Source organism: Clostridium sp. 10cd*, assembly GCF_044336395.1.
In the GTDB taxonomy this organism is placed as follows: domain Bacteria; phylum Bacillota_I; class Bacilli_A; order Erysipelotrichales; family Erysipelotrichaceae; genus Clostridium_AQ; species Clostridium_AQ innocuum.
In genome coordinates this window covers 2,336,662-2,357,566 of record NZ_CP172347.1, presented here as the reverse complement: position 1 = coordinate 2,357,566, position 20,905 = coordinate 2,336,662, and the positions used below count along the sequence as shown (strand labels likewise).

Below are 20,905 nucleotides of genomic sequence, written 5' to 3'. Positions count from 1 at the left end.
TCCCTCTTCGCTTTTTTCAGCGTTCCTTTTTGATAAAGGAAACGTGCTCCGCAATCAGATCATAGCTGCGATGCAGCTTGCCGTCCTGCCCTTCAAAGGTATGTGACTGCATGCGTCCCTTTACAGACACATGATCTCCCACCTGCGCTGCCGCCATCGCCGTTTCCGCAATGCCCTTCCAGAGCATGATATTCAGATTGTCATATTCATAAACACCCTCGCTGTTCGCAAAGGGGCGCTGAACACGAATCATCATAGTCGCAAAACGATTCCCGGCTGCCGATGTACGGATTTCTGACAGTTCCGTCAGTTCACCTACAAAAGCTATCACGTTCATATGTGTACCATCCTTTCTTTTTTCTAAAATGCTATTCCTCACCGCATGAACATCCCTCCCAAGCTCCCCTATATTATCGCTGTTTCCCTATATTTGCGCAAACCGCATTATTTGCTCCTTGCGAAAAGCTATCGCATAAAAAAAGCAGTGAATGCTCCTGTGAGAGCGTATTCACTGCTTTCTCTGACAAATAAGGTAATTTTTACGAGCAGTTTTCCGGCAGCAGCTCCACCAGTGTGCCTGGTGCGTCCTGCAGGGCTGCACAGACCTGTTGAATGTCCTCCAGTGTAATTTCATACAGCACATCCAGCAGTCGGAAGAAATCCGCCTGATCAAAATAACTGCGAACATACGTGATGGCAATATCATCAAAGCTGTTCAAACTGCGCACAGACTGTCCGAAATAGCGGTTTTTCAGCTGATCCAGCAGCTCCTGTGTAATATCGGCACTGCTGATACGGGCAAGCACTTCTTTGACAACTGCAAGAAACGCTTCCTTCTTCGTCGTTTCCGCATAGAACATCACCATGCCGTAATCCTTTCCCAGATCGACCTCACTGCCGACATAGTCATTGATGATTCCTTCATCCAGCCACTGCTGAAAATCCGGATTCAATGAACTGAACACAGCATCCAGCATGATTTTGATACACCACTCCGCCTTGGTACGGGCGTATACATCTTCCATTCCCTGCAGCTTGCAGGCATACGACAGCTTCGGCACGCTGACATCCATAGTGAAGGAAAAGCTGTCCCTTGCGGGCTGCTCAGGCTCCGTATAAGCCAGACGCCGGACGCTGGATATCGGCGAAAATGTCTTTTTCTTCTGATTTTCCTTAATCAGTGCAAGCAGCTTTTTTGGATCCTCCTTGCTGACACCAACCAGAATCATAGACGCCGGATGATAATTCATCGCGTAGCAGTCCTGCAGCTGCTGCAGTGTGATACTATTTACACTTTCATCATCGCCGCCGATATCATAACGAAGCGGAGGCTGCTGATAGAGGGAGGAAAAGGTTTCCATGAGCAGTCGGGAATCACTCATTTCCTTATACATATGCAGTTCCTGTATGATGATTCCCTTTTCCTTTTCCACGGATTCCTCACTGATATCCAGCTCCTGTACAAAATCCAGAAGCAGATTCAGCGGTTCCTTTACATCGGATGTCGTTGAAAAGTAATATGCTGTTTCTGTATAGGAGGTAAAGGCATTTACGCTGGCACCCATGCGGGAAAACAGCTCCATGACATCACTGTCCCCCATTTCAAACATCTTATGCTCCAGAAAATGAGCAATTCCTGCAGGAAAATGCAATTCCTTCCCCTGTTCATCCACCTGCTTCATATCCATGGCACCCAGCGGAGTTGCCATCATGAAGAGCGATTTTTCATAATCCGGCTTCTGCCAGAGAACAACATGCAGTCCATTTTCCAGAGTTTCCTCCACATAGCTTTCCCCATAGCGCTTATTCGTGATTGTTTTCATCCGCATCCTCCTTTGTCAGAACAAAAGTCATCTTCAGTTCACATGCCTGCATCGCATGAAGAATATCCTCACGCTTGACAGCCTGAATCCGCTCAATGATATCCTCGGTGTCCCACTGGCGGTCCAGCAGTACATTTTGATACTGCAGTGCTATCAGGGAATTCATGGAGTCCTTGCTGGCCTTTAATGAATTGACAATCATCTGTTTGGATACCTCCAGCAGATCTGAAGCGAAATCGCCCTCACAAATGCGCTGAAACTGCTTGCGTATCAATGAAATCGTCTTATCGATGTGCTCCTTCTCCACGCCGGTGGTGACTCCCAGCGCCGCATCATAGGAAATCAGATTGGAGTAAATGGAATAGCACAGACTGTTTTTCTCACGCACCTCCTGAAACAGCAGCGAGGTGGAGTATTGTCCAAACATCGCATTTGCAACACGCAGTGCATAATAATCCGGATCATTGATTGCTGTATTTGTAAACCATACCATCATAATGCTGCTCTGCGTAATGTTTCGGTATTCGGTTTTTCTTTCATCGTGCAGCTGATTCTGTACCTTATAAAAGGTTTTTATTTCCTGCTTACGAGCCGCAAAGGGTAGGTGCGCTTTAACGAGCTGCTCCATCTGCGTATCATCAAACGCGCCGCAAATCAAAATATCAATAACATCCTTCTCCAGCATGCGCTGATATGCAGCCTTCACATCATCCAGCGTAAGCTGCATCAGTGTCTTTACATCGCCAAGTGCGGATATTCCCAGATAATCCCCTTCTCCGGCAATCTTCAGTCCCTGTGTGATGGCATATTGTGCAGGATCATCCTCCATCCGCTCAATTTTCGCCTTCAATATACTGCGGGATTCCTCCAGAACATGCTCCTGCAGCAGCGGCTGAAACAAAACCTCCTGCAGAAAGGAAAAGAGTGATTCCAAAAGCTGCTGTTTTCCCTGCACATAGCAGGGATTGATAATTTTGCTGCGGATTTCCACGATCTGCGCACTGCCATAGCCGGCCGTTTGTGCATTGAGCGTTGCCCCATACAGCAAATCAAGATAATCGCTCATCTTTTTCTTTGTATCATACGTTTTACATCGATCACACAGCATCAGTGCAAGCAGTGAGCGGGATGCCGCCAGCTTGGGCTCCAGCTCACTGCGGAAACGTATGCTGATACCGATATCCTTGAATTTTTCGGTTTTCATAAAATGGAGCTGTACTCCGTTTGTTATCTGCATAATCATACCTCCAGTAGTAGTATGCGCATATTTCATTTAATTACCATGCCTATATGCATCATGGTTCTAATTGTACCACATCTGTCAACGAAAAAAAACTGATCAGGTTGATCAGTTTTAGCGTTTTCCCTTATCGAACGGTTCCCCCTCTGCAGCCGGCGCTGCCGAATTCTTCGAAACGAAGGCAAGCACGATCAGCGTTGCGATATAGGGCACCATCTTATAGATGTATGGAGGAATGTTAAGTCCTGCCAGAAACGGAATTCCGCTGGAGGTAGCCGCCACGGTCTTCATGAAGCCGAAGAACAGCGCTGCAAAGAAGATGCGGAATGGCTTCCACTGCCCGAAAATCAGCACTGCCAGTGCAAGGAACCCATACCCTGCAACATCCGCATTAAACACATTGCTTGTAGGAACAACGAAGATCAGTCCGCCGATACCGGCCAGAAAGCCGGAAATCAGAGTGCCTGCATAGCGCATTTTGTAAACGCTGATACCTGCAGAATCCGCAGCCTGAGGAAGCTCTCCGCAGGCACGCAGGCGCAGACCGAAACGGGTCTTGTAAATGATCACCCATGCCAGCACCAGAAACAATAAACCGATATAGGTTGTTATGTAGGTATTCTTGAACAGCAGGTCCCCGATGATCGGAATCGATCCCAGTACAGGAACGGATTCAATACGGAACACATTCTCAAACTGAATCTGCTGTGTCTGCTGGAAGGTTCGTGCGATGAAGATACAGAATGCAGGTGCAAAGGTATTCAGTGCCGTACCGCTGATGACCTGATCCGCTTTCATATGAATTGCCGCAAAGGCATGGAACAAAGAGAAGACGATACCTGCCGCACCGGCAACCAGCACCGCACACAGAAGCAGCAGTTGCGGCGGCATGGCGTGATTGAAGATATGGATGAACCCGATACCGCACAGGGCGCCGATAAGCATGATACCTTCCAGAGCGATATTGATGACACCGCTTCGCTCAGAGAACAGACCGCCCAGCGCTACGACCAGCAGCGGAATGGCAAAGAACCATGTCTGCTGTACCAGAAAGAATATAGTATCCATAGCTTACTCACCTTCCTTTTTCGCTGTACCCAGCTCTTTTGTTTTCCTGCGCTTCGACAGCCACACCTTAATCATCAGGGAGAGCGCAGAGCAGTAGATGATGCAGGAAATGATGATATCAACGATCTGCGGTATGAAGCCAAACTGCTGCATGGCATTTCCACCGACATTCAGATAGGCAATAAACAATCCTGCAAACAGAACTCCGATCGGGTTGGAAAGACCCAGCAGCGCCACCGGAATACCGTTGAAGCCCTCGGCAGGAAGCACATCCACAACCTCGATGAATTTCCCGGAGCCGCTCAGATACAGCAGCCCGCCGCCGACACCCGCAAGCGCGCCGGCAATGACCATGGAAAGAATGATATTGCGCTTTTCATTGATTCCGGCATATTTGCTGGCATCCTTATTGAAGCCGCAGGCCTTCATTTCATAGCCGAAGCTTGTCTTATTCAATATAATATATATCAGGATAACGAACAGTATGGCGATAACAAAGCCGCCGTTTGCCGGCGAACCGGTAAAAATCTTATCAAAGCCCATTTTTGGTATGACCGCTGTGGTAGCGACCGGCAGGGACTGATTGCGCAGTGCGTCAAACAGTACCAGACTGACGGAATAATTGACCAGATACATGCCGATATAGTTCATCATGATTGAGGAAATAACCTCGTTCACATTCAAATAGGCCTTCATGACTCCCGGTATGACTGCCCACAGACCACCTGCTGCAAAGGCGGCGAGAATTGCAACCAGCCAGTGAATACTACCTGGCAGGAAGGTCCACTTCACACCGACGTAGACAGCCGCAAAGGCACCTATGATGAACTGTCCCGGTGTTCCGATATTAAACAATCCCGTTTTAAATGCAAATCCGACAGATAAACCGGTCATGATGATCGGTACCGCATAATACAGCACCCGTCCGATTCCTAGCATACCGTCCTCAACCGGACCGGCAAGCAGGGTGCGAAGACCATCCAGTGCCTCACTGGAATTGGAAATAAAGATAACAACAGCTCCGATCAGTAATCCAATCAGGATCGCGATAGCGGAAGAGCCGAAGTTTTTGAATGCATCACTCTGTAATAGCTTTTTCATATTCTGCCCCTCTCTTTGATCCTGCCATATATAAACCAAGCTCCTGAATCGTCGTCGATTTCGGATCCAGCTCTGCAACGATCTCACCCTCGTACATGACAAGGATACGATCCGCAAGATTCATAACCTCATCCAGCTCCAGGGATATCAGAAGGATTGCACGTCCCTCGTCCCGCTCCTTGACCAGCTGGGAATGTATGTATTCAATCGCACCGACATCCAAACCGCGGGTTGGCTGGACAGCCAGCAGGAGCTTTGGATCATTCTCAATTTCTCTGGCGATAATCGCCTTCTGCTGGTTACCGCCGCTCATGCTTCTGGCCGTTGTTCTGCTGCCCTGTCCGCTGCGGACATCGTATTTTTCAATCAGCTGATCCGAATACCTTGTAATATCCGCAAATTTCAAAAAGCCGTGCTTGCTGAATTTCTTCGTAAAATACGACTTCAGCACCATATTGAAGGAAAGTGGATAATCCAGAACCAGACCATAGCGGTGACGGTCCTCCGGAATGTGCCCGAGCCCCTCCAGATTACGCTTACGGATACTAGTCTTTGTGATATCCTTTTCCCCAAGACGGATGCTGCCTTCCTTGACATCCATCAGACCGCTTAAGGCATAGACCAGCTCCGATTGTCCGTTACCGTCAATTCCGGCAATACAGACAATTTCCCCCTCATGTACCTGAAAGCTCACATTTTTTACAACGTCCTGATGGCCCTTCTTGGCAACACTCAGATTCCGGACATCCAGCATGACATCCTTCGGCTGTGCGGGCTGCTTCTCCACGTTGAAATTGACCTTTCGGCCAACCATCATCTCCGACATTTCTTCCTTGCTTGTATCCTTTACGTCAATGGTTCCGATATATTTCCCCTTGCGCAGGACACTGCAGCGATCGGCGACCGCCTTGATTTCATTCAGCTTATGTGTGATAAACAGAATCGATTTACCTTCCGTTGTCAGATCCTTCATGATCCCCATCAGCTCATCGATTTCCTGCGGTGTCAGCACCGCCGTAGGCTCATCAAAAATCAGAATTTCGTTGTCACGGTACAGCATTTTCAATATTTCCACACGCTGCTGCATACCGACGGTAATCTCACTGGTGATGGCATCCACATCGACATTCAAATGATACTTCTCACTCAGATCGACAACCTTTTTTCTTGCTTCGACCATCGTCAGCAGTCCGTTCTTTACATCCTCTGCACCCAGAATGATGTTTTCCAGCACTGTGAAATTATGAACCAGCTTAAAATGCTGATGCACCATTCCGATGCCAAGACGGTTGGCGTCATTGGGATTATTGATACTGACAACCTCCCCATTCATTTTGATACATCCCTTTTCCGGCTGATACATACCGAACAGAACGCTCATGAGGGTGGATTTGCCGGCACCGTTTTCTCCCAGCAAAGCATGGATTTCTCCTTTTTTCAGCTGCAGTGTAATGTCATCATTGGCAATAATGCCCGGAAACTCCTTTGTGATATTACACATTTCAATGATGTATTCCATGGTTTCACTCCAATCATATGCCTGTTGAGCATTGTGAAAATAGTATCTGTACTGATACCGCATCTATGCATACGATTATTTCACTATACCCTTTACAAGCTTTTGTCCTATTTTATTATACCTTTTTTTCTACCTGTTCGCAAACAGGAAGATGAAAAAAAATCAGAAAAGCTGCCTACGATTGTAGACAGCCTTGTCCTGCGTATGATTATGTTATTTGATATAATCCAGTTTTACCTTGGAAGCCTTGATCTGTGTAGGATCCTTGAAGTCTTCATTTGTCTTGATGGTGATTTTGCCTTCTTTGATTTTAGCATACAGTGCATCATATTCCTTCTGTGTGAATTTTTCAAACTTGCTGGTCTTCATCGGCAGACCTACAGAGTCGTCTTTTGCACCAAGAACGATATTTTCTCCACCCGGGAAGGTTCCATCATCGATTGCTTTCAGTTCCTTCGTTACAGAAACAGCCAGCTGCTTGTAAGCAGAAGTGATAACTGTACTGCTTTCGTTGGACTGGTCAACATCGACACCGATTACAAGACCCTTGTTTGCTTCAGCAGCAGCCATAACGGAGTTTCCGATACCACCACCGCAGGAGAAGATCACCTGTGTTCCGTTCTTATACCAGGATGCTGCCTCAGACTGAATTTCAGCACTTGGATTGAAGGTTCCGGTATATTTGTATTTCATTTCGATTTCGACATTCATTTCCTTGGCAGCGTCCTGTGCTCCCTGTACGAAGCCGTAACCGAAGTTTACAACTGCAGGAACAGCGATTCCGCCCATGAAGCCAAGCTTTGTCTTGCCTTCCTTAACGATGGCATAACCAGCCATATAGCCGGCTTCGTTTTCAGAATACTTGATACCTACGGTATTCTTTGCAGTTTTGAATTTTGCGTTTTCCTGAGCGCCGTCATTTGGATAACCGTCAATCAGAATGAATTTAACATCCGGATATGTATCCTGCTTTTCATAGATTGATGGTTCAAACAGGTAGCCCGGCGTTACGATAACCTTCGCTTTGTATTTGTTAACAGCCTGATCGATAGCTTCCTTGTAGGCATTGTCTGATTTCTCTGTCGGTTTGATGTACTCAACTTTTTTACCGGTTTCTTCACCATAGGCTTTGACACCTTCCCATGTACCCTGGTTGAATGATTTGTCATCAATGGTACCCACATCGGTAATCATGACAACATCGGCCTTGGATTCAGATGCTTTCCCATCATCCTTCTTCCCTTCATCCTTGCTTCCGCAGGCAGTCAGAGATGCTGCCATCAGCAACGATGCGGCAACGCATAGAAACTTTTTCATTTTTGCATTTCCTCCTTATTGTATGAAGCTTCTTCATTACATATTTATTTTAGCGTTTTTCCTTACGTTTGTAAATGGAATAATCGCATTTTTGCTGGATTTCGGCAAAAATAAAAACGGTTACATTATGTAACCGTCCTCATTCTTCTTCTGCCTGCTCGCTCTTCGCATACACCTCGCGCGGCTTACTGCCTCTTGCAGGCCCGATGATGCCATTATCCTCCAGCGTATCGATCAAACGTGCAGCCCGTGCATAGCCGATACTGAATTTACGCTGAATCAAGGATGTACTTGCCTTGCGTGTCGAGATAATAAATTCCTTTACCTCATCATATAATGGGTCACCGGTCTCACTGCTCGTCGGCCCTACACCGCCATCCAGCAGCTCCAGCCGTACAAAGGCGTCGTCGAATTTCGGTTTTCCCTGACGGGATACAAATTCACAGATATCCGAGACCTCATCATCGCTGACAAACACACCCTGCACACGGGTTGCCACAGTTTCACCGACTGGGACATACAGCATATCTCCGTATCCCAAAAGCTTTTCCGCCCCCATCTGATCCAGTATGGTACGGGAATCCACTGCACTGCTGACCGCAAATGCGATACGGGATGGAATATTCGCCTTGATGATCCCGGTGATAACATCCACACTCGGGCGCTGTGTCGCAACGATGAGATGAATGCCCGCAGCACGAGCCAGCTGGGTGATACGCTGAATGCTTGCTTCTACCTCTTTGGCAGCTACCAGCATCAGGTCCGCCAGCTCGTCGATAATGACGACAACCCATGGAAGCGGACTCAGCCCCTCTTCCGGATGTGCTTCTATGTAGGCATTATAGCCGGCGATATTCCGTACACCGGCCATAGAGAACAGCTCATAGCGGTTGTCCATCATTGTGACAATGACCTTCAATGCGCGGTTTGCCTCATCCCCATCCGTTATCACCGGTCCCAGCAGATGCGGTATCTCCTTATACGGTGTGAACTCCACCTTCTTCGGGTCGACCAGCAGCAGCTTGACCTCATCCGGTCTGGCGCGCATCAAAATCGAGGTGATGATGGAATTGACACAGACCGACTTTCCACTCCCTGTCGCACCGGCAATCAGTAAATGCGGCATGCGGTTCAATTCTCCATAGACACAGTTTCCCATCAGATCCTTACCAAGGGCAAACAGCATCTTACTCTGTGCAAGCTTATCCGGAATATTTTTCATCAGCTCCTTCATGCTGACGCTTGTTTTTTCTACATTCGGAATTTCGATACCGACTGCCGATTTTCCGGGAATTGGTGCCTCAATGCGAATATCCTTGGCAGCAAGTGCCATTTTGATATCGTATTGAAGGTTGCTGATTTTATTGACCCGGACACCGAGATCCGGCTTAACTTCGAATTTTGTGACCGCAGGTCCGATATGGGTAGCCACAAGGGTAGCCTTGACACCAAACTGATCCAGAATTTCAATCAGCTGCCGTCCGGCGTCATTTGCCGCACTCACATTCGCTGTTGAACGGCTTTTTTTACCGGCGTCCTTTAACAGGGTTAAACGTGGCAGCTTGTACTTGCTCCAGTCCTCCTGGAAGCTGGACACAAAGGTATCCTCACCGCCGATGGTATCCTCAATGATTCGCTTGTTTTCCGCTTCCTTAAACGCCTGCTTATCCAGCACATCCGATTCCTCTTCCAGCGCATGCTCCTTATCCGCCAGAAATGCAGTGCTTCTTCCGTCACTTTGAATATCAAAATCATCATCCACATCCAGAAACGACACCTGTCCGGGGCGCACACGCTCATCAATATTGATCTTGCCGAACATGCTTTTGGCTTCCTTCGGCTCCGCCTCCTGCTCTTTCTTCACCTTTTTCGCCTGCTGCTTGCGTTCCCTTCGGGCATCCCCCTTTGCCGCATGGTTCTTACGCATGGAGACAAACGGTGCTGCCAGAGAGGCTGCGCCCGCCTTCAGCCTTGCAAAGCCGGAGCCGCTCAGCAGCAGGATCAGTGCCAGTATCAGAAGGGCTATGACAATGATCCACGTTCCCTTATAATCAAAAAGAAACGTACATAAAGAAACCAGGAAGGCACCGATCAGGCCTCCCTTGGCTGCAATTTCCCCTCGAAAGATCAGCATGGAATCCTGCAGATAACGCGACAGGATATCCATCCCCTTCAGCGTTTCATTCTGTGGAATGCTGGCTGCTATGATCCAGGCACACAGCAGTACGCCGATGCCGATCAGATATTTCATCGGGACATCCCGTACGGATTTCTTCAGCATCATCATGACACAGAGCACGATGATCACACCATAGATTACCCCATACAGATTTCCAAACACATATTTGATAATGCTCGTCGTCAGTTCTCCGATAAAGCCAATCTGCAAACCTCCGATAATCGACAAGGTAATCAGGACAAGAGAATAAATGTAGACAAGGACTTCATTTTCTACCATCTGCTTCTGTTTCTGCGATTTTCTTGTTTTCGATTTTGCCATAAGCGCCTCCTATCCCCTTCTTTTATCGTCCTATATATTGATTTCCAGAATCACCGGCAGCACCATCGGCCGTTTACCGGTTTCCTTTGAAAGATACTTGCTTATTTTCTCACGGGCCTCTCCGCGCACGGTCAGATTGTCATAGCGTTTTTCCTTGACTGCCGTTTCAATGCATTTCTCCATGATATTGCCGACCTCCTTGATGATGTAATCCGCATCCTTCAGGTAGATCAGACCACGCGTCTGCACATCCGGTCCGTTGATAACTTCCTTTGTCTTATGACTGACACCGACACCGATAATCATGACACCATCCGTGGACAGCACCTCACGATCCTTCAACACCACACCGGTGACATCCCAGTTTTCTTTACCGTCAATCAGGGTATCCTCCAGCTCCAGATGCTCTGCGACACTCTTTAAAATTTTCTCCTCAAACTGGGCAACCTGTCCGTTTTCCAGAATCAGGATACGGTCCGGGGAGTAGCCCATCTTGCTTGCCAGATTGGCATTCACAAACAGGTGACGGTATTCACCCTTGACCGGAATATAATATTTCGGCTGGAACAGATACAGCATCATCTTCAAATCCTCACTGCTTGGATGCATGGACAGCACCGTCTTGGAATCCAGCGTAAAAATTCTGCCGCCTTCCTTGTAAATTTCATTTTCCATGCTGTTCGCATCCAGCTCGGTACCACTGACAATCGGTGATGCGACAATGATTGTATCCGTCTTGCGGAAGCTTACAAACTTATCCTCATGATTGGCGATGTTGGACATGGTACGGAACAGATTCTTTCCATTTCCCGTAATCAGAACTACAACATCCTCCATATCGTCTTTAAAGTCCTTTTCTTTTACTTCCATCTCTCTTGGAACATGGTAGTATTTCACCAGCTCCAGCTGATGGAGCAGCTCGCGCATCCCTTTATCGTGGAAGAATATTTTTCGGTTATATTTCTTCGCCAGCTCGATAATCTCAATAATGCGAAACAGACTTTGTGAGTACGATGAAATGAGGATACGGCTGTGACTCGCTTCAAAAATCGGCTCAATCAGATTGGTGATACGATGCTTTGGTGCCGTATGACCGATGCGGTCTGCGGATTGTGATTCCGAAAGCAGACAGAGCACACCGCGTTTTCCGATATCGCTCAGCTCATTCAGATCACACAAATACTCCTGCTGCAGCATATCGTAATCGATAATGAACTCACCGGTGTAAACGATATAGCCCTGATCCGTTGCGATAGCCAGTCCGAAATTATCGGGAAAGGCATGCGTCATTGGGAAGGTGCGCACCTTCACTCCGCCAATCGTCTGCTTGCTTGCACGTTTCATACGGTGAATCTTAACGTTCTTAATGCCTTCCTTTTTCAGCATATCGTGAATGATGTTTGCCGTCAGATTTCCAGTATACACCGGAACATTGATCTGCTTCAGCAGATACGGCAGAGCCGCTACGACATCATCATGCGCATGCGTGATAAAAATCCCTTTGATCCTGTCCTTGTTTTGAATCAGATAGGAGAAATCCGGTATGATGAATTCCACTCCCAGCTGATCCGATTCCGGATACTTCAATCCGGCTTCAATAATAAATATGGCTTCATTGACTTCGACAACGTACATGTTCTTGCCGTTTTCGTCAAGTCCGCCAAGCGCAAAAATGCGTACTTGATCCATAATCTAAATACCTCCGTTTTTATTGTTATTATGATGATCGTATTTCTATGCAATAAGGAATATTGAACCCCATGATAAACTATTCCTATTATACCATTAGTTCCATGAAAAAAAACAAAAATATGCCCTTCTCATAAGAAAATTACGCCCATACGACCTATTTTATCATATTTTGACAAGAAAAAAAGTGATTTCTCACTTTTATATCTGTTCTCCATCCAGCGAAAATGTTTTGCAGGCCGTAATTTTCACTGAAACGATATCCCCGCTCTGTGCAGTCGTCCGCCTGAAATTCACCAGCTTATTGGTTTCCGTGTAACCGCTGAACACTTCCGGATTCTTCTTGCTTGCACCATCCACCAGTACCTTGACAACACTTCCCAGATATTCCTCGTTCTTTTCACGCGCATACAGGTTCCAGCGCTCATTCAGCTCCTGCAGACGGCGCTGCTTAACCGCTAGCTCAACATTATCCGCCATGGATGCCGCAGGCGTCCCCTCCCGCGGCGAATAGATAAAGGTAAAGGCATTATCAAACCGGCATTCGTCCACCAGAGACAACGTGTTTTGAAACTGCTCCTCTGTTTCATTTGGAAAGCCGACGATGATATCGGTAGAGATCGCACAATGTGGAATCCGTTCCTTAATTTTGTGGAATAACGTCAGATACTGTTCTCTGGTATAGCGTCTTCCCATGATTTTCAGGATATCGCTGTCCCCGCTTTGTACCGGCAGATGAATAAACGGCATGATGTTTTCATAGCGTGCAATCACATCTATCATCTCATCCGTAAAGTCCCACGGGTGACTCGTCGTGAAGCGGATGCGCTCGATTCCTATCTTTGCCGTTTCCTCCAGCAGTCCTGCGAAACCGCCTTCCATATGCAAATCCTTTCCATAGGAATTGACATTCTGGCCAAGCAGCGTGATTTCCTTGAAGCCCTCTGCTTTCAGAATGCGTACCTCCTCCAGAATATCCTCCATCATACGGGAGCGTTCCTTCCCCCGGGTATATGGCACAATGCAGTATGTACAGAACTTATCGCAACCGTACATGATGTTTACCCATGCCTTATGCTTGCCAAAGCGGCGAACCGGCAGATTTTCTATAACATCCCCCTCTTTGGAAAGCACCTCAACACTGCGATTTCCATTCACCATGACATCATACAGCAGCTCCGGAAGACGGTGAATGTTATGGGTGCCGAAAATCAGATTCACATGACGATACGTTTCCAGCAGCTTGGCAACAACATCCTCCTCCTGTGCCATGCATCCGCACAGTCCAAACAGCAGGTCCGGCTTCTTGCGTTTCAAGCGCTTCAGGGAGCCGATTTCCCCCAGTACCTTATCCTCCGCATTTTTTCGGATAGCGCATGTATTCATCAGAATCAGATCCGCATCCTCGGGATGCTCCACCGCAGTGAAATTCATCTCCTCCAGAATGCCCGCCAGTGTTTCACTGTCCCGTTCATTCGCCTGACAGCCATACGTACGCAGATAATATTTCTTTCCCTGTCCCAGCAATCGAATCTGCTCCGGTATCTGAAACAGCGATTTCTCAATGACGGCTTCCTTGGTTGTTCTTACCTGGGCATCCTTCAGATTGGGAAGTGCCCATCCCGGTTGTTTTTTCATAATCAAACTCCTATCTATATAAGCCATCCATGATGGCGGACTTACTTAAAAAAACCAAGCTGATTGGCTTGGTTTACTGAGAGATTGCAGAAACTGGACAAGCGCTTACGCATGATCCACAGTCAATACAAGTTCCTTCATCACATACGGATTTACCATCATCGTTCATGCTCAGAGCACCAACCGGGCAAACACCTACACATGCACCACAACCGATGCAAGTATCTACATCTACTTTAACTGCCATTGTTTATTCCTCCTTTACAACCTCCTCTATTATACCATATACCCGTCGCAGTGCAAGCTTTTCACTATGAAAAAGATGTGAATTTTTCTACATCCTTCACAGTTGAATCACACACCGCAGGTAAAGAAAAAGCCGTGAATTACACGGCTTTAGCATTCTGCTTGTTCGGGACGAATCTGGATACGTTCTATGTGTATTGCCTTTCTTGCGGTCTCATCAATACGAACCACGGCACCACACAGAATTCCCGGACCATCCGCTATTTTAAACTTCGTTTTCTCATTCGTTGTAAAGCGTGTCAGTATTTCCTGTACATCCCGCCCCAGCACACTGGTATAGGCACCGCACATCCCCAGATCGGTGATGGCCGCTGTTCCGTATACCAGACGCTCGTCTGCCGTCTGAACATGCGTGTGGGTGCCCACAACCGCCTGCACACGTCCGGCAAACTGATAGGTAAAGGCAATCTTCTCGCTGGTTGTTTCCGCATGCAGATCAACCAGATAAATATCCGCATCAATATCATTCAGGATATCCTCCATGCAGAAGAACGGAGAATCCACAACGTTATTCATCCAGACCTCACCGCAAAGATTGGTGATGGCAACGCGCATGCCGTTGACCTTTACAACAACGGTATGCTGCCCATATTCCAGCGGCTCCATATTGGCTGGGCGAACCATGCGGTCTGCCTCCTCAATAAACTGATAAATATCATTTTTAGAGAAGGTATGATTTCCCATGGTGCATACATCAATGCCCATGGCAAGCAGCTGATGATAAATCTTTCTGGTAATGCCCTTACCATGTGCCGAATTTTCAGCATTGGCAACGACCAAATCGATTTCATACTGCTCCTTCAGCCGCGGCAGCTGCTCCCGCACACACTCTCTTCCAACGGAGCCGACAATATCTCCAAGAAACAGAATATTCATGCTACTTCGCCAGTTCGCAGGCTCTGGTTTCACGAATGACCGTCACCTTGATCTGTCCGGGGTATGTAAGCTCAGCTTCAATCTTATCCTTGATATCACGGGCCAGCTTATGGCATCCCAGATCATCCATCTTCTCCGGCACCGCCATTACGCGAACCTCGCGTCCTGCCTGAATAGCATAGGCGCTGTCTACCCCATCGAAGGACTTCGTGATTTTCTCAAGCTCCTCCAGACGGTTGATGTAATTCTGCAGGGCTTCATAGCGCGCACCCGGACGGGCTGCGGAAATCGTATCCGCTGCGATAACCAGATTGGAAATCAAGAACTGCGGTTCCACTTCCCCATGGTGTGACTGGATGGCATTCAAGACAACCTCACGCTCCCCATGCTTCTTACAGAACTTGTAGCCCAGCTCGATATGACTGCCCTCGACTTCAAAGTCCAGTGCCTTTCCGATATCATGCAGAAGACCTGCACGCTTTGCCAGCTGCTGGTTCAAGCCCAGCTCTGCTGCCATCATACCGGTAAGGTGGGCAACCTCCATACTGTGCTGCAGTGCATTTTGTCCATAAGAGAAACGATACTTCAAACGTCCGATCAGACGAATGATTTCTCGATCGATTCTGCCGATGCCAAGCTTGAAGACGGTATCCTCACCGGTCTTCATGATATTGGTATCCATTTCCTTCTTGATTTTGTGTACCACCTCTTCAATGCGTCCAGGCTGAATACGTCCGTCCTTGATCAGATGCTCCAGAGCCAGTCTTGCGACCTCTCTTCGAATCGGGTCAAAGCAGGAAACGGTAATTGTTTCCGGAGTATCATCAATGATCAGATCAACACCGGTTGCCTGTTCAATCGCCTTGATATTTCTACCTTCACGACCGATGATTCTTCCCTTCATTTCCTCACTTGGCAGTGATACGACGGATACGGTGCGATCCACCGCCTCATCAGAGGAAATCCGCTGAATACTGAGGGCGACGATATTGCGTGCCTTTTCGTCCGCAATGGACTTCGCTTCCTCTTCCTTTTCTTTAATATATGCCATCGTTTCTTTTTCCATACGCTTTTCTGTGATGGCCATCAGTTCTTCTCTTGCTTCGGCAGTTGTCAGGGAAGCAACACGCTCCAGCTCCTCTACCTGCACATCAATTTTTTCCTGTAATTCTTTATCTTTTTTATCTAGCATTGCCATTTTGTCAGCTAACTGCGCACTCTTCACATCGATCTGCTTTTCTTTGCTGGTCAACGTTTCATCACGGAAATTCAGGTTGTCTTCTCTGCGCAGCAGTTTGTTTTCCATATCGGTCACTTCCTGCTTGCGTTCCTTAATTTCCTTCTCAGCCGCAATCTTTAATTCATGAGCTTGTGTACGACCATCCAGCACTGCCTGTTTTACCATGGAATCGGCTTTTGTTTCCGCTTCCTTCAACAGCATGGATGCCTTTTGCTGATCTTTATTTAAACCCGCCTTGGAGATAATCACCATGATTACCACACCAATGGCAAGACCTGTCAACACAGACAAAAAGATGATAAGTGGATTATCCATACCACAATTCCTCCATTCGTCTTTCTCAGAGAGTTTTCTCTCTGTATTATATTGTACATAATTTTCACATTTTTCTCAACAAAAAAGCGCACTTTTCACAAAAATGCGTGAATTTATGTAAGTGTTTCCATATTTACAGAAAAAGAAGAAGCCTATGCTTCCTCCTTTTTCTCCTCACTTACTTCAGCTTTCTTTGGTGCGGTTTTCTCTCGCAGCTTTGCGCCGAGCTCCTCCATCAGTGCAGGGTTGCTCTTGATAAAGGTCTTGGCAGCTTCCTTGCCCTGTCCGATTTTCTCGCCGTTATAGGAGAACCATGCTCCGCTTTTCATAACGATATCATGATCCACACAAAGATCCAGCAGCTCTGCCACATACGAGATTCCCTCACCATACATAATTTCAATCTGTGCAACCTTAAACGGAGGTGCAACCTTATTCTTTACAACCTTGACGTTCACCTTGTTACCGATGATATCCGTACCGTTCTTGATGGCCTCACTGCGTCGGATATCCAGACGTACAGAGGAGTAGAATTTCAGCGCTCTTCCCCCCGGCGTCGTTTCCGGATTTCCAAACATGATGCCGACCTTTTCTCGCAGCTGGTTGATAAAGATAGCCGTACATTCACTGCGGTTCATAATACCGCTCAGCTTCCGCATGGCCTTGGACATCATACGGGCCTGCAAGCCGACATTTGCATCCCCCATCTCACCGTCCAGCTCAGCCTGCGGCACCAGTGCCGCAACGGAATCGACAACAACCAGATCGATTGCACCGCTCTTGATCAGCATTTCTGTAATATCCAGCGCCTGCTCTCCGCTGTCCGGCTGGGAAAGAATCAAATCATCGATATTGACACCAAGATTCTTGGCGTAGGTGGGATCAATGGCATTTTCCGCATCGATAAAGGCTGCGCGTCCGCCCTTTTTCTGTACCTCCGCAATGGCATGCAGAGCCAGCGTTGTCTTACCACTGGACTCCGGACCGTAGATTTCCACGATTCGCCCCTTCGGATATCCACCGATTCCCAATGCCTCATCCACCTTGATGGACCCGGAGGATATAGCATCGATTTCCACAGAAGCACGATCTCCAAGCTTCATAATGGAGCCTTTTCCAAACTGTTTTTCAATCTGCTTTAATGTATCATCCAGCAGATTCTTTTTCTTTGTGTCCTTATCCTGGGACTTTTTCTCTTTTTCCATTCATTTCTCCTTTTTCCAATTATATTTACGGAATCAGCATGCATCCAGAAAACGGATGACCTGCTTTCCCATTTCCTCAACGAGTTTTTTTCTCAATGCATTGCGCTCCATCGTCAGATGAAATTCATAAACCTCACAGCGGTGCCGGTCTGCAATCGCACAATAAACCAGACCTGCCGGCTTCCCCTCCATGGTGTCCGGCCCTGCATTACCGCTAAAGGATACACACAGATCGACATCCAGCAGCAGTCTTGCCTTTTCCGCCATCTCTTTTGCGCAGGGTGCACTGACAACCCCGTATTTCTTTACAATTTCTTCACGCACATGCACAACATTGACCTTGCATTCGGTCCAATAGGTGACAATACCACCTTTTAAAACAGCAGAAGCACCACTGACTTCTGCTATTGTACTTGCGAACAGACCGGCAGTCAGACTCTCACAGCTGCCAATGGTCAGCCTGTCCTTTTTCAGGCGTTCGATCAATGCCTTCATATTTACATTGTCTCCATGACGATATCCTTCAGCTTCAGGAAATACTCCGCTCCGCTTGCCACCGACACCGCCACTGCCGCATAAAACAGAATATCAGCGACAGGAAGGGATACAAACGCAAACGGCAGGTTGTTCAACAGCAGAAAGATGATGGCGAACATCTGCAGCACCGTTTTCGCCTTGCCCATCATACCGGCAGCAACCACCTTGCCCTTGGCACTGGCATTCATACGCAGTCCATCCACAATCATATCCCGCCATATCATAATCAGCACAAATACCGCAGGTACCACACCGTCCACTGCAAACAGGATGAACATCGTATTCACCAGCAGCTTATCCGCAATCGGATCGATAAATTTCCCGAAGGAGGTAATCAGATTGTGCTTTCTTGCGATATGTCCATCCAAGTAATCGGTAAAGCTCGCGATTGCAAACAGAATCAGTACAAGCAGTGCCGTCATGCTGACAGCAATATGCTCACCGCTCACATCAGCACCAAAGGCCTCCGGCAAATCTGTAAACAGATAGATACAGGCGATAACCGGAACCAGTACGATGCGAAACATCGACAGCTTATTTGGAAGATTCATCACTGTCACCCGCAATCGTAAACTCCAGTGTGATGGCACCGCTGGAATTCACAATGGAATCATCCAGCTTTACATTCTTGTCATTGATCTTTAACTGTGTATTATACATATAGCCGACATAAAGCTCCAGCTTCATGCCCTTTTTCGCCTTCACTGTTCCTTTTGCAGAGGATTTGTATTCGTATACCTGTGCCTTTGGCTCATCCAGCACCTTGCCGTCAACACTGGCGCTGAATCCGGAGGAGCTTCCTGCAAAGGTTACTTCAAACTTCAGATCCTCCCCGTCCTTCAGATTTTCAATGGTGTAATGGGTCGCATCGGTTTTGGATATACTGATTTCCTTTTCCTCTTCCTTCTGCTGTCCCTCTTCCTCTTTCTTTTCGTCGCTGCTCGGATACTTATTCGTACCGTTTTCCGTCTGCTCCGGTGCAGTTGGCTGCGCATTATTCGCTGTTTTCCCCTTACCGGCATCCGATTTCAGAAATACGACAAACGCAAACATGATTACGATTGCCACGACTGCCACAATGGCAATCAGGGATACCAGAGACATATCCGGCTTGCGAAACCGTCGCTTCTGCCTCGTTTTTACATTCGCTGTGGAAACCTTGCTCAGCTTTTCCGACTTTGCAATATTCTTTTCAATTTCCTCATGGTTGATCTGTGCCGAAGTCGTAAAGGTCATGGTATAGTCATTGACATCCTTCCGCAGTTCATCCTTGATATCCTCAAAATCCAGTCCGAGCACATCACAATAGGACTTTACAAAGAAGCGCAGATAAGACAGATCATCATGAAAAAAGCTGATGTTTCCTTCCTCCAGCGCTTTTATATGTTTCTGAGTCAGGCGTGTCTGATCACTCACCTCTTCGATGGTCAGGCCCAGCTCTAATCTTTTCTCTTTTAACAGTCTACCGATTTCTTCCATAGAGCACCTCTTTATATATATCAATCTGTCACATATCAGTATGAACAGTTTTCATAATCTCTATTATTATATCAGCCAAATTCTTTAATGTAAATGAAACGTTCACAAAATTCGTCTTTCACTTTTTTATCCCATAAATCTCTCATTTTCATACCGGAATCACGAAAAAAGGATACATGGAAATATCTCATCATCGTACGCTTTATCCAGCATGCGCTTTGCTTGTTTATGCAGGCCTGTAAAAGACATTTTTCCTGCATACGAATACTCAGAGAAATGAAAAAGCGAAGGACGCGCCTTCGCTGCTTGCTTCCACTGCATAAGCCATGTTCTGTACTCTCTTGCGAAAGTGGCAGTCATTTATCTACGTGTTTCCACGTTCCGATCACTGGCTTCGTTTCGCCGTGATCAGATTCCCCTACCAAATTTGGGTTTCTCGCTTGCGGGGTTTACCCGTTCCATCTTTCCGGTTTCCCGAAAAGCTCGTCTCTGTGGCACTTTTAAAGGAGTCCGCCATAGCTTTCACCACAGGCCTTCTCCAGCCGTCAGCTTACGCTGCCTGGATTTATCGTTTCATCCAGCACAAACACTACATCCATCACAGAATGTGCGAGCATGGACTTTCCTCTGACCTTACGGCCAGCGACTGCCGCAGAAGAAGCAGTTTATTTTTTACTGGCAAATACCGCGTTTTCCAGCCGGGTCAGACGCTTCAGAATATCCACATTGCCATTTGCAGCAGCGCTTTCCTCCTGAACAGCTCCCTGTTTCCCTTCCAGCTCGATGATTTTCGCCTTCATGGCAGCAATCTGCTTTTCATATTCCTGCAGACGCTCCCCCAGATTCTCAATCATGGCATCGTATTCCTGATAATCATTGATGACAAGATCCAGAAACTCATCCACTTCTACGGATGAATATCCCTTGAAATCTATATTAAACTGTTTATTCAATACATCTTCCACTTTTAGCTTGAATCTTTTTTCCATGAATTTCACCTTCCACTTACATAGTTTCTCAGAATTTCCAGAAAAAAGCAAGTGAAAATTACA

At 47.1% G+C, this 20,905-nt stretch carries 18 protein-coding genes and 1 other RNA gene; all 19 read right to left on the bottom strand.

The features are described from left to right. Window positions 1–16 precede the first annotated feature (16 nt). Entirely contained in the window at window positions 17–337 is a 321-nt protein-coding gene (locus ACG3M1_RS11615; protein ID WP_002608899.1) for a single-stranded DNA-binding protein, read from the bottom strand. A 202-nt stretch (window positions 338–539) separates the two neighbouring features. Beyond that, entirely contained in the window at window positions 540–1,823 is a 1,284-nt protein-coding gene (yfmH, locus tag ACG3M1_RS11610) for an EF-P 5-aminopentanol modification-associated protein YfmH (RefSeq protein WP_395814180.1), read from the bottom strand. Then, window positions 1,804–3,060 carry an EF-P 5-aminopentanol modification-associated protein YfmF gene (gene yfmF / locus ACG3M1_RS11605; protein ID WP_008817346.1) on the bottom strand — a complete coding sequence of 419 codons (1,257 nt, stop codon included), beginning with the start codon at window positions 3,058–3,060 and terminating at the stop codon, window positions 1,804–1,806. Before yfmF ends, yfmH begins: the two co-directional genes overlap by 20 nt. A gap of 117 nt (window positions 3,061–3,177) precedes the next feature. Then, window positions 3,178–4,131 carry an ABC transporter permease gene (locus ACG3M1_RS11600; protein ID WP_008817347.1) on the bottom strand — a complete coding sequence of 318 codons (954 nt, stop codon included), beginning with the start codon at window positions 4,129–4,131 and terminating at the stop codon, window positions 3,178–3,180. A gap of 3 nt (window positions 4,132–4,134) precedes the next feature. Then, a complete protein-coding gene (locus ACG3M1_RS11595) occupies window positions 4,135–5,232 on the bottom strand; it encodes an ABC transporter permease (protein ID WP_009269177.1) in 1,098 nt (365 codons plus the stop codon). Continuing rightward, window positions 5,210–6,751: an ABC transporter ATP-binding protein gene (locus ACG3M1_RS11590; RefSeq protein WP_009269178.1), complete on the bottom strand. Its 1,542-nt coding sequence runs from the start codon at window positions 6,749–6,751 to the stop codon at window positions 5,210–5,212. The genes ACG3M1_RS11595 and ACG3M1_RS11590 overlap by 23 nt, the downstream gene beginning before the upstream one ends. Before the next feature lie 213 nt (window positions 6,752–6,964). Beyond that, on the bottom strand, window positions 6,965–8,068 hold the full coding sequence (locus ACG3M1_RS11585) for a BMP family ABC transporter substrate-binding protein (RefSeq protein WP_008817350.1): 1,104 nt from the start codon (window positions 8,066–8,068) through the stop codon (window positions 6,965–6,967). A gap of 139 nt (window positions 8,069–8,207) precedes the next feature. Then, window positions 8,208–10,568: a DNA translocase FtsK gene (locus tag ACG3M1_RS11580; RefSeq protein WP_074748744.1), complete on the bottom strand. Its 2,361-nt coding sequence runs from the start codon at window positions 10,566–10,568 to the stop codon at window positions 8,208–8,210. Window positions 10,569–10,598: 30 nt separating this feature from the next. Beyond that, window positions 10,599–12,257, bottom strand: coding sequence for a ribonuclease J (locus ACG3M1_RS11575; RefSeq protein WP_008817352.1), 1,659 nt, complete (start codon window positions 12,255–12,257; stop codon window positions 10,599–10,601). Between the two features lie 201 nt (window positions 12,258–12,458). Beyond that, window positions 12,459–13,895 (bottom strand): tRNA (N6-isopentenyl adenosine(37)-C2)-methylthiotransferase MiaB, encoded by a 1,437-nt coding sequence (gene miaB, locus ACG3M1_RS11570; protein ID WP_008817353.1) that lies wholly within the window; start codon window positions 13,893–13,895, stop codon window positions 12,459–12,461. A gap of 73 nt (window positions 13,896–13,968) precedes the next feature. Further along, a complete protein-coding gene (locus ACG3M1_RS11565; protein WP_002608889.1) occupies window positions 13,969–14,142 on the bottom strand; it encodes a 4Fe-4S binding protein in 174 nt (57 codons plus the stop codon). Between the two features lie 149 nt (window positions 14,143–14,291). Further along, window positions 14,292–15,077 carry a TIGR00282 family metallophosphoesterase gene (locus ACG3M1_RS11560; protein WP_002608888.1) on the bottom strand — a complete coding sequence of 262 codons (786 nt, stop codon included), beginning with the start codon at window positions 15,075–15,077 and terminating at the stop codon, window positions 14,292–14,294. 1 nt (window position 15,078) lies between these two features. Then, complete coding sequence (gene rny / locus ACG3M1_RS11555) at window positions 15,079–16,632, bottom strand: ribonuclease Y (RefSeq protein ID WP_002608887.1); 1,554 nt, start codon at window positions 16,630–16,632, stop codon at window positions 15,079–15,081. Window positions 16,633–16,784: 152 nt separating this feature from the next. Continuing rightward, window positions 16,785–17,837 (bottom strand): recombinase RecA, encoded by a 1,053-nt coding sequence (gene recA / locus ACG3M1_RS11550; protein WP_008817355.1) that lies wholly within the window; start codon window positions 17,835–17,837, stop codon window positions 16,785–16,787. A 33-nt stretch (window positions 17,838–17,870) separates the two neighbouring features. Then, window positions 17,871–18,332, bottom strand: a complete 462-nt coding sequence (locus ACG3M1_RS11545; RefSeq protein WP_009269180.1) for a CinA family protein — start codon at window positions 18,330–18,332, stop codon at window positions 17,871–17,873. A gap of 2 nt (window positions 18,333–18,334) precedes the next feature. After that, window positions 18,335–18,925 (bottom strand): CDP-diacylglycerol--glycerol-3-phosphate 3-phosphatidyltransferase, encoded by a 591-nt coding sequence (gene pgsA, locus ACG3M1_RS11540; RefSeq protein WP_009589082.1) that lies wholly within the window; start codon window positions 18,923–18,925, stop codon window positions 18,335–18,337. Further along, entirely contained in the window at window positions 18,909–19,853 is a 945-nt protein-coding gene (locus ACG3M1_RS11535; RefSeq protein WP_008817358.1) for a helix-turn-helix domain-containing protein, read from the bottom strand. Before ACG3M1_RS11535 ends, pgsA begins: the two co-directional genes overlap by 17 nt. Window positions 19,854–20,168: 315 nt before the next feature. Continuing rightward, an RNA gene (gene rnpB / locus ACG3M1_RS11530) (RNase P RNA component class B) lies at window positions 20,169–20,511 on the bottom strand. A gap of 7 nt (window positions 20,512–20,518) precedes the next feature. After that, window positions 20,519–20,842 (bottom strand): DivIVA domain-containing protein, encoded by a 324-nt coding sequence (locus ACG3M1_RS11525; protein WP_008817359.1) that lies wholly within the window; start codon window positions 20,840–20,842, stop codon window positions 20,519–20,521. Window positions 20,843–20,905: the final 63 nt, after the last annotated feature.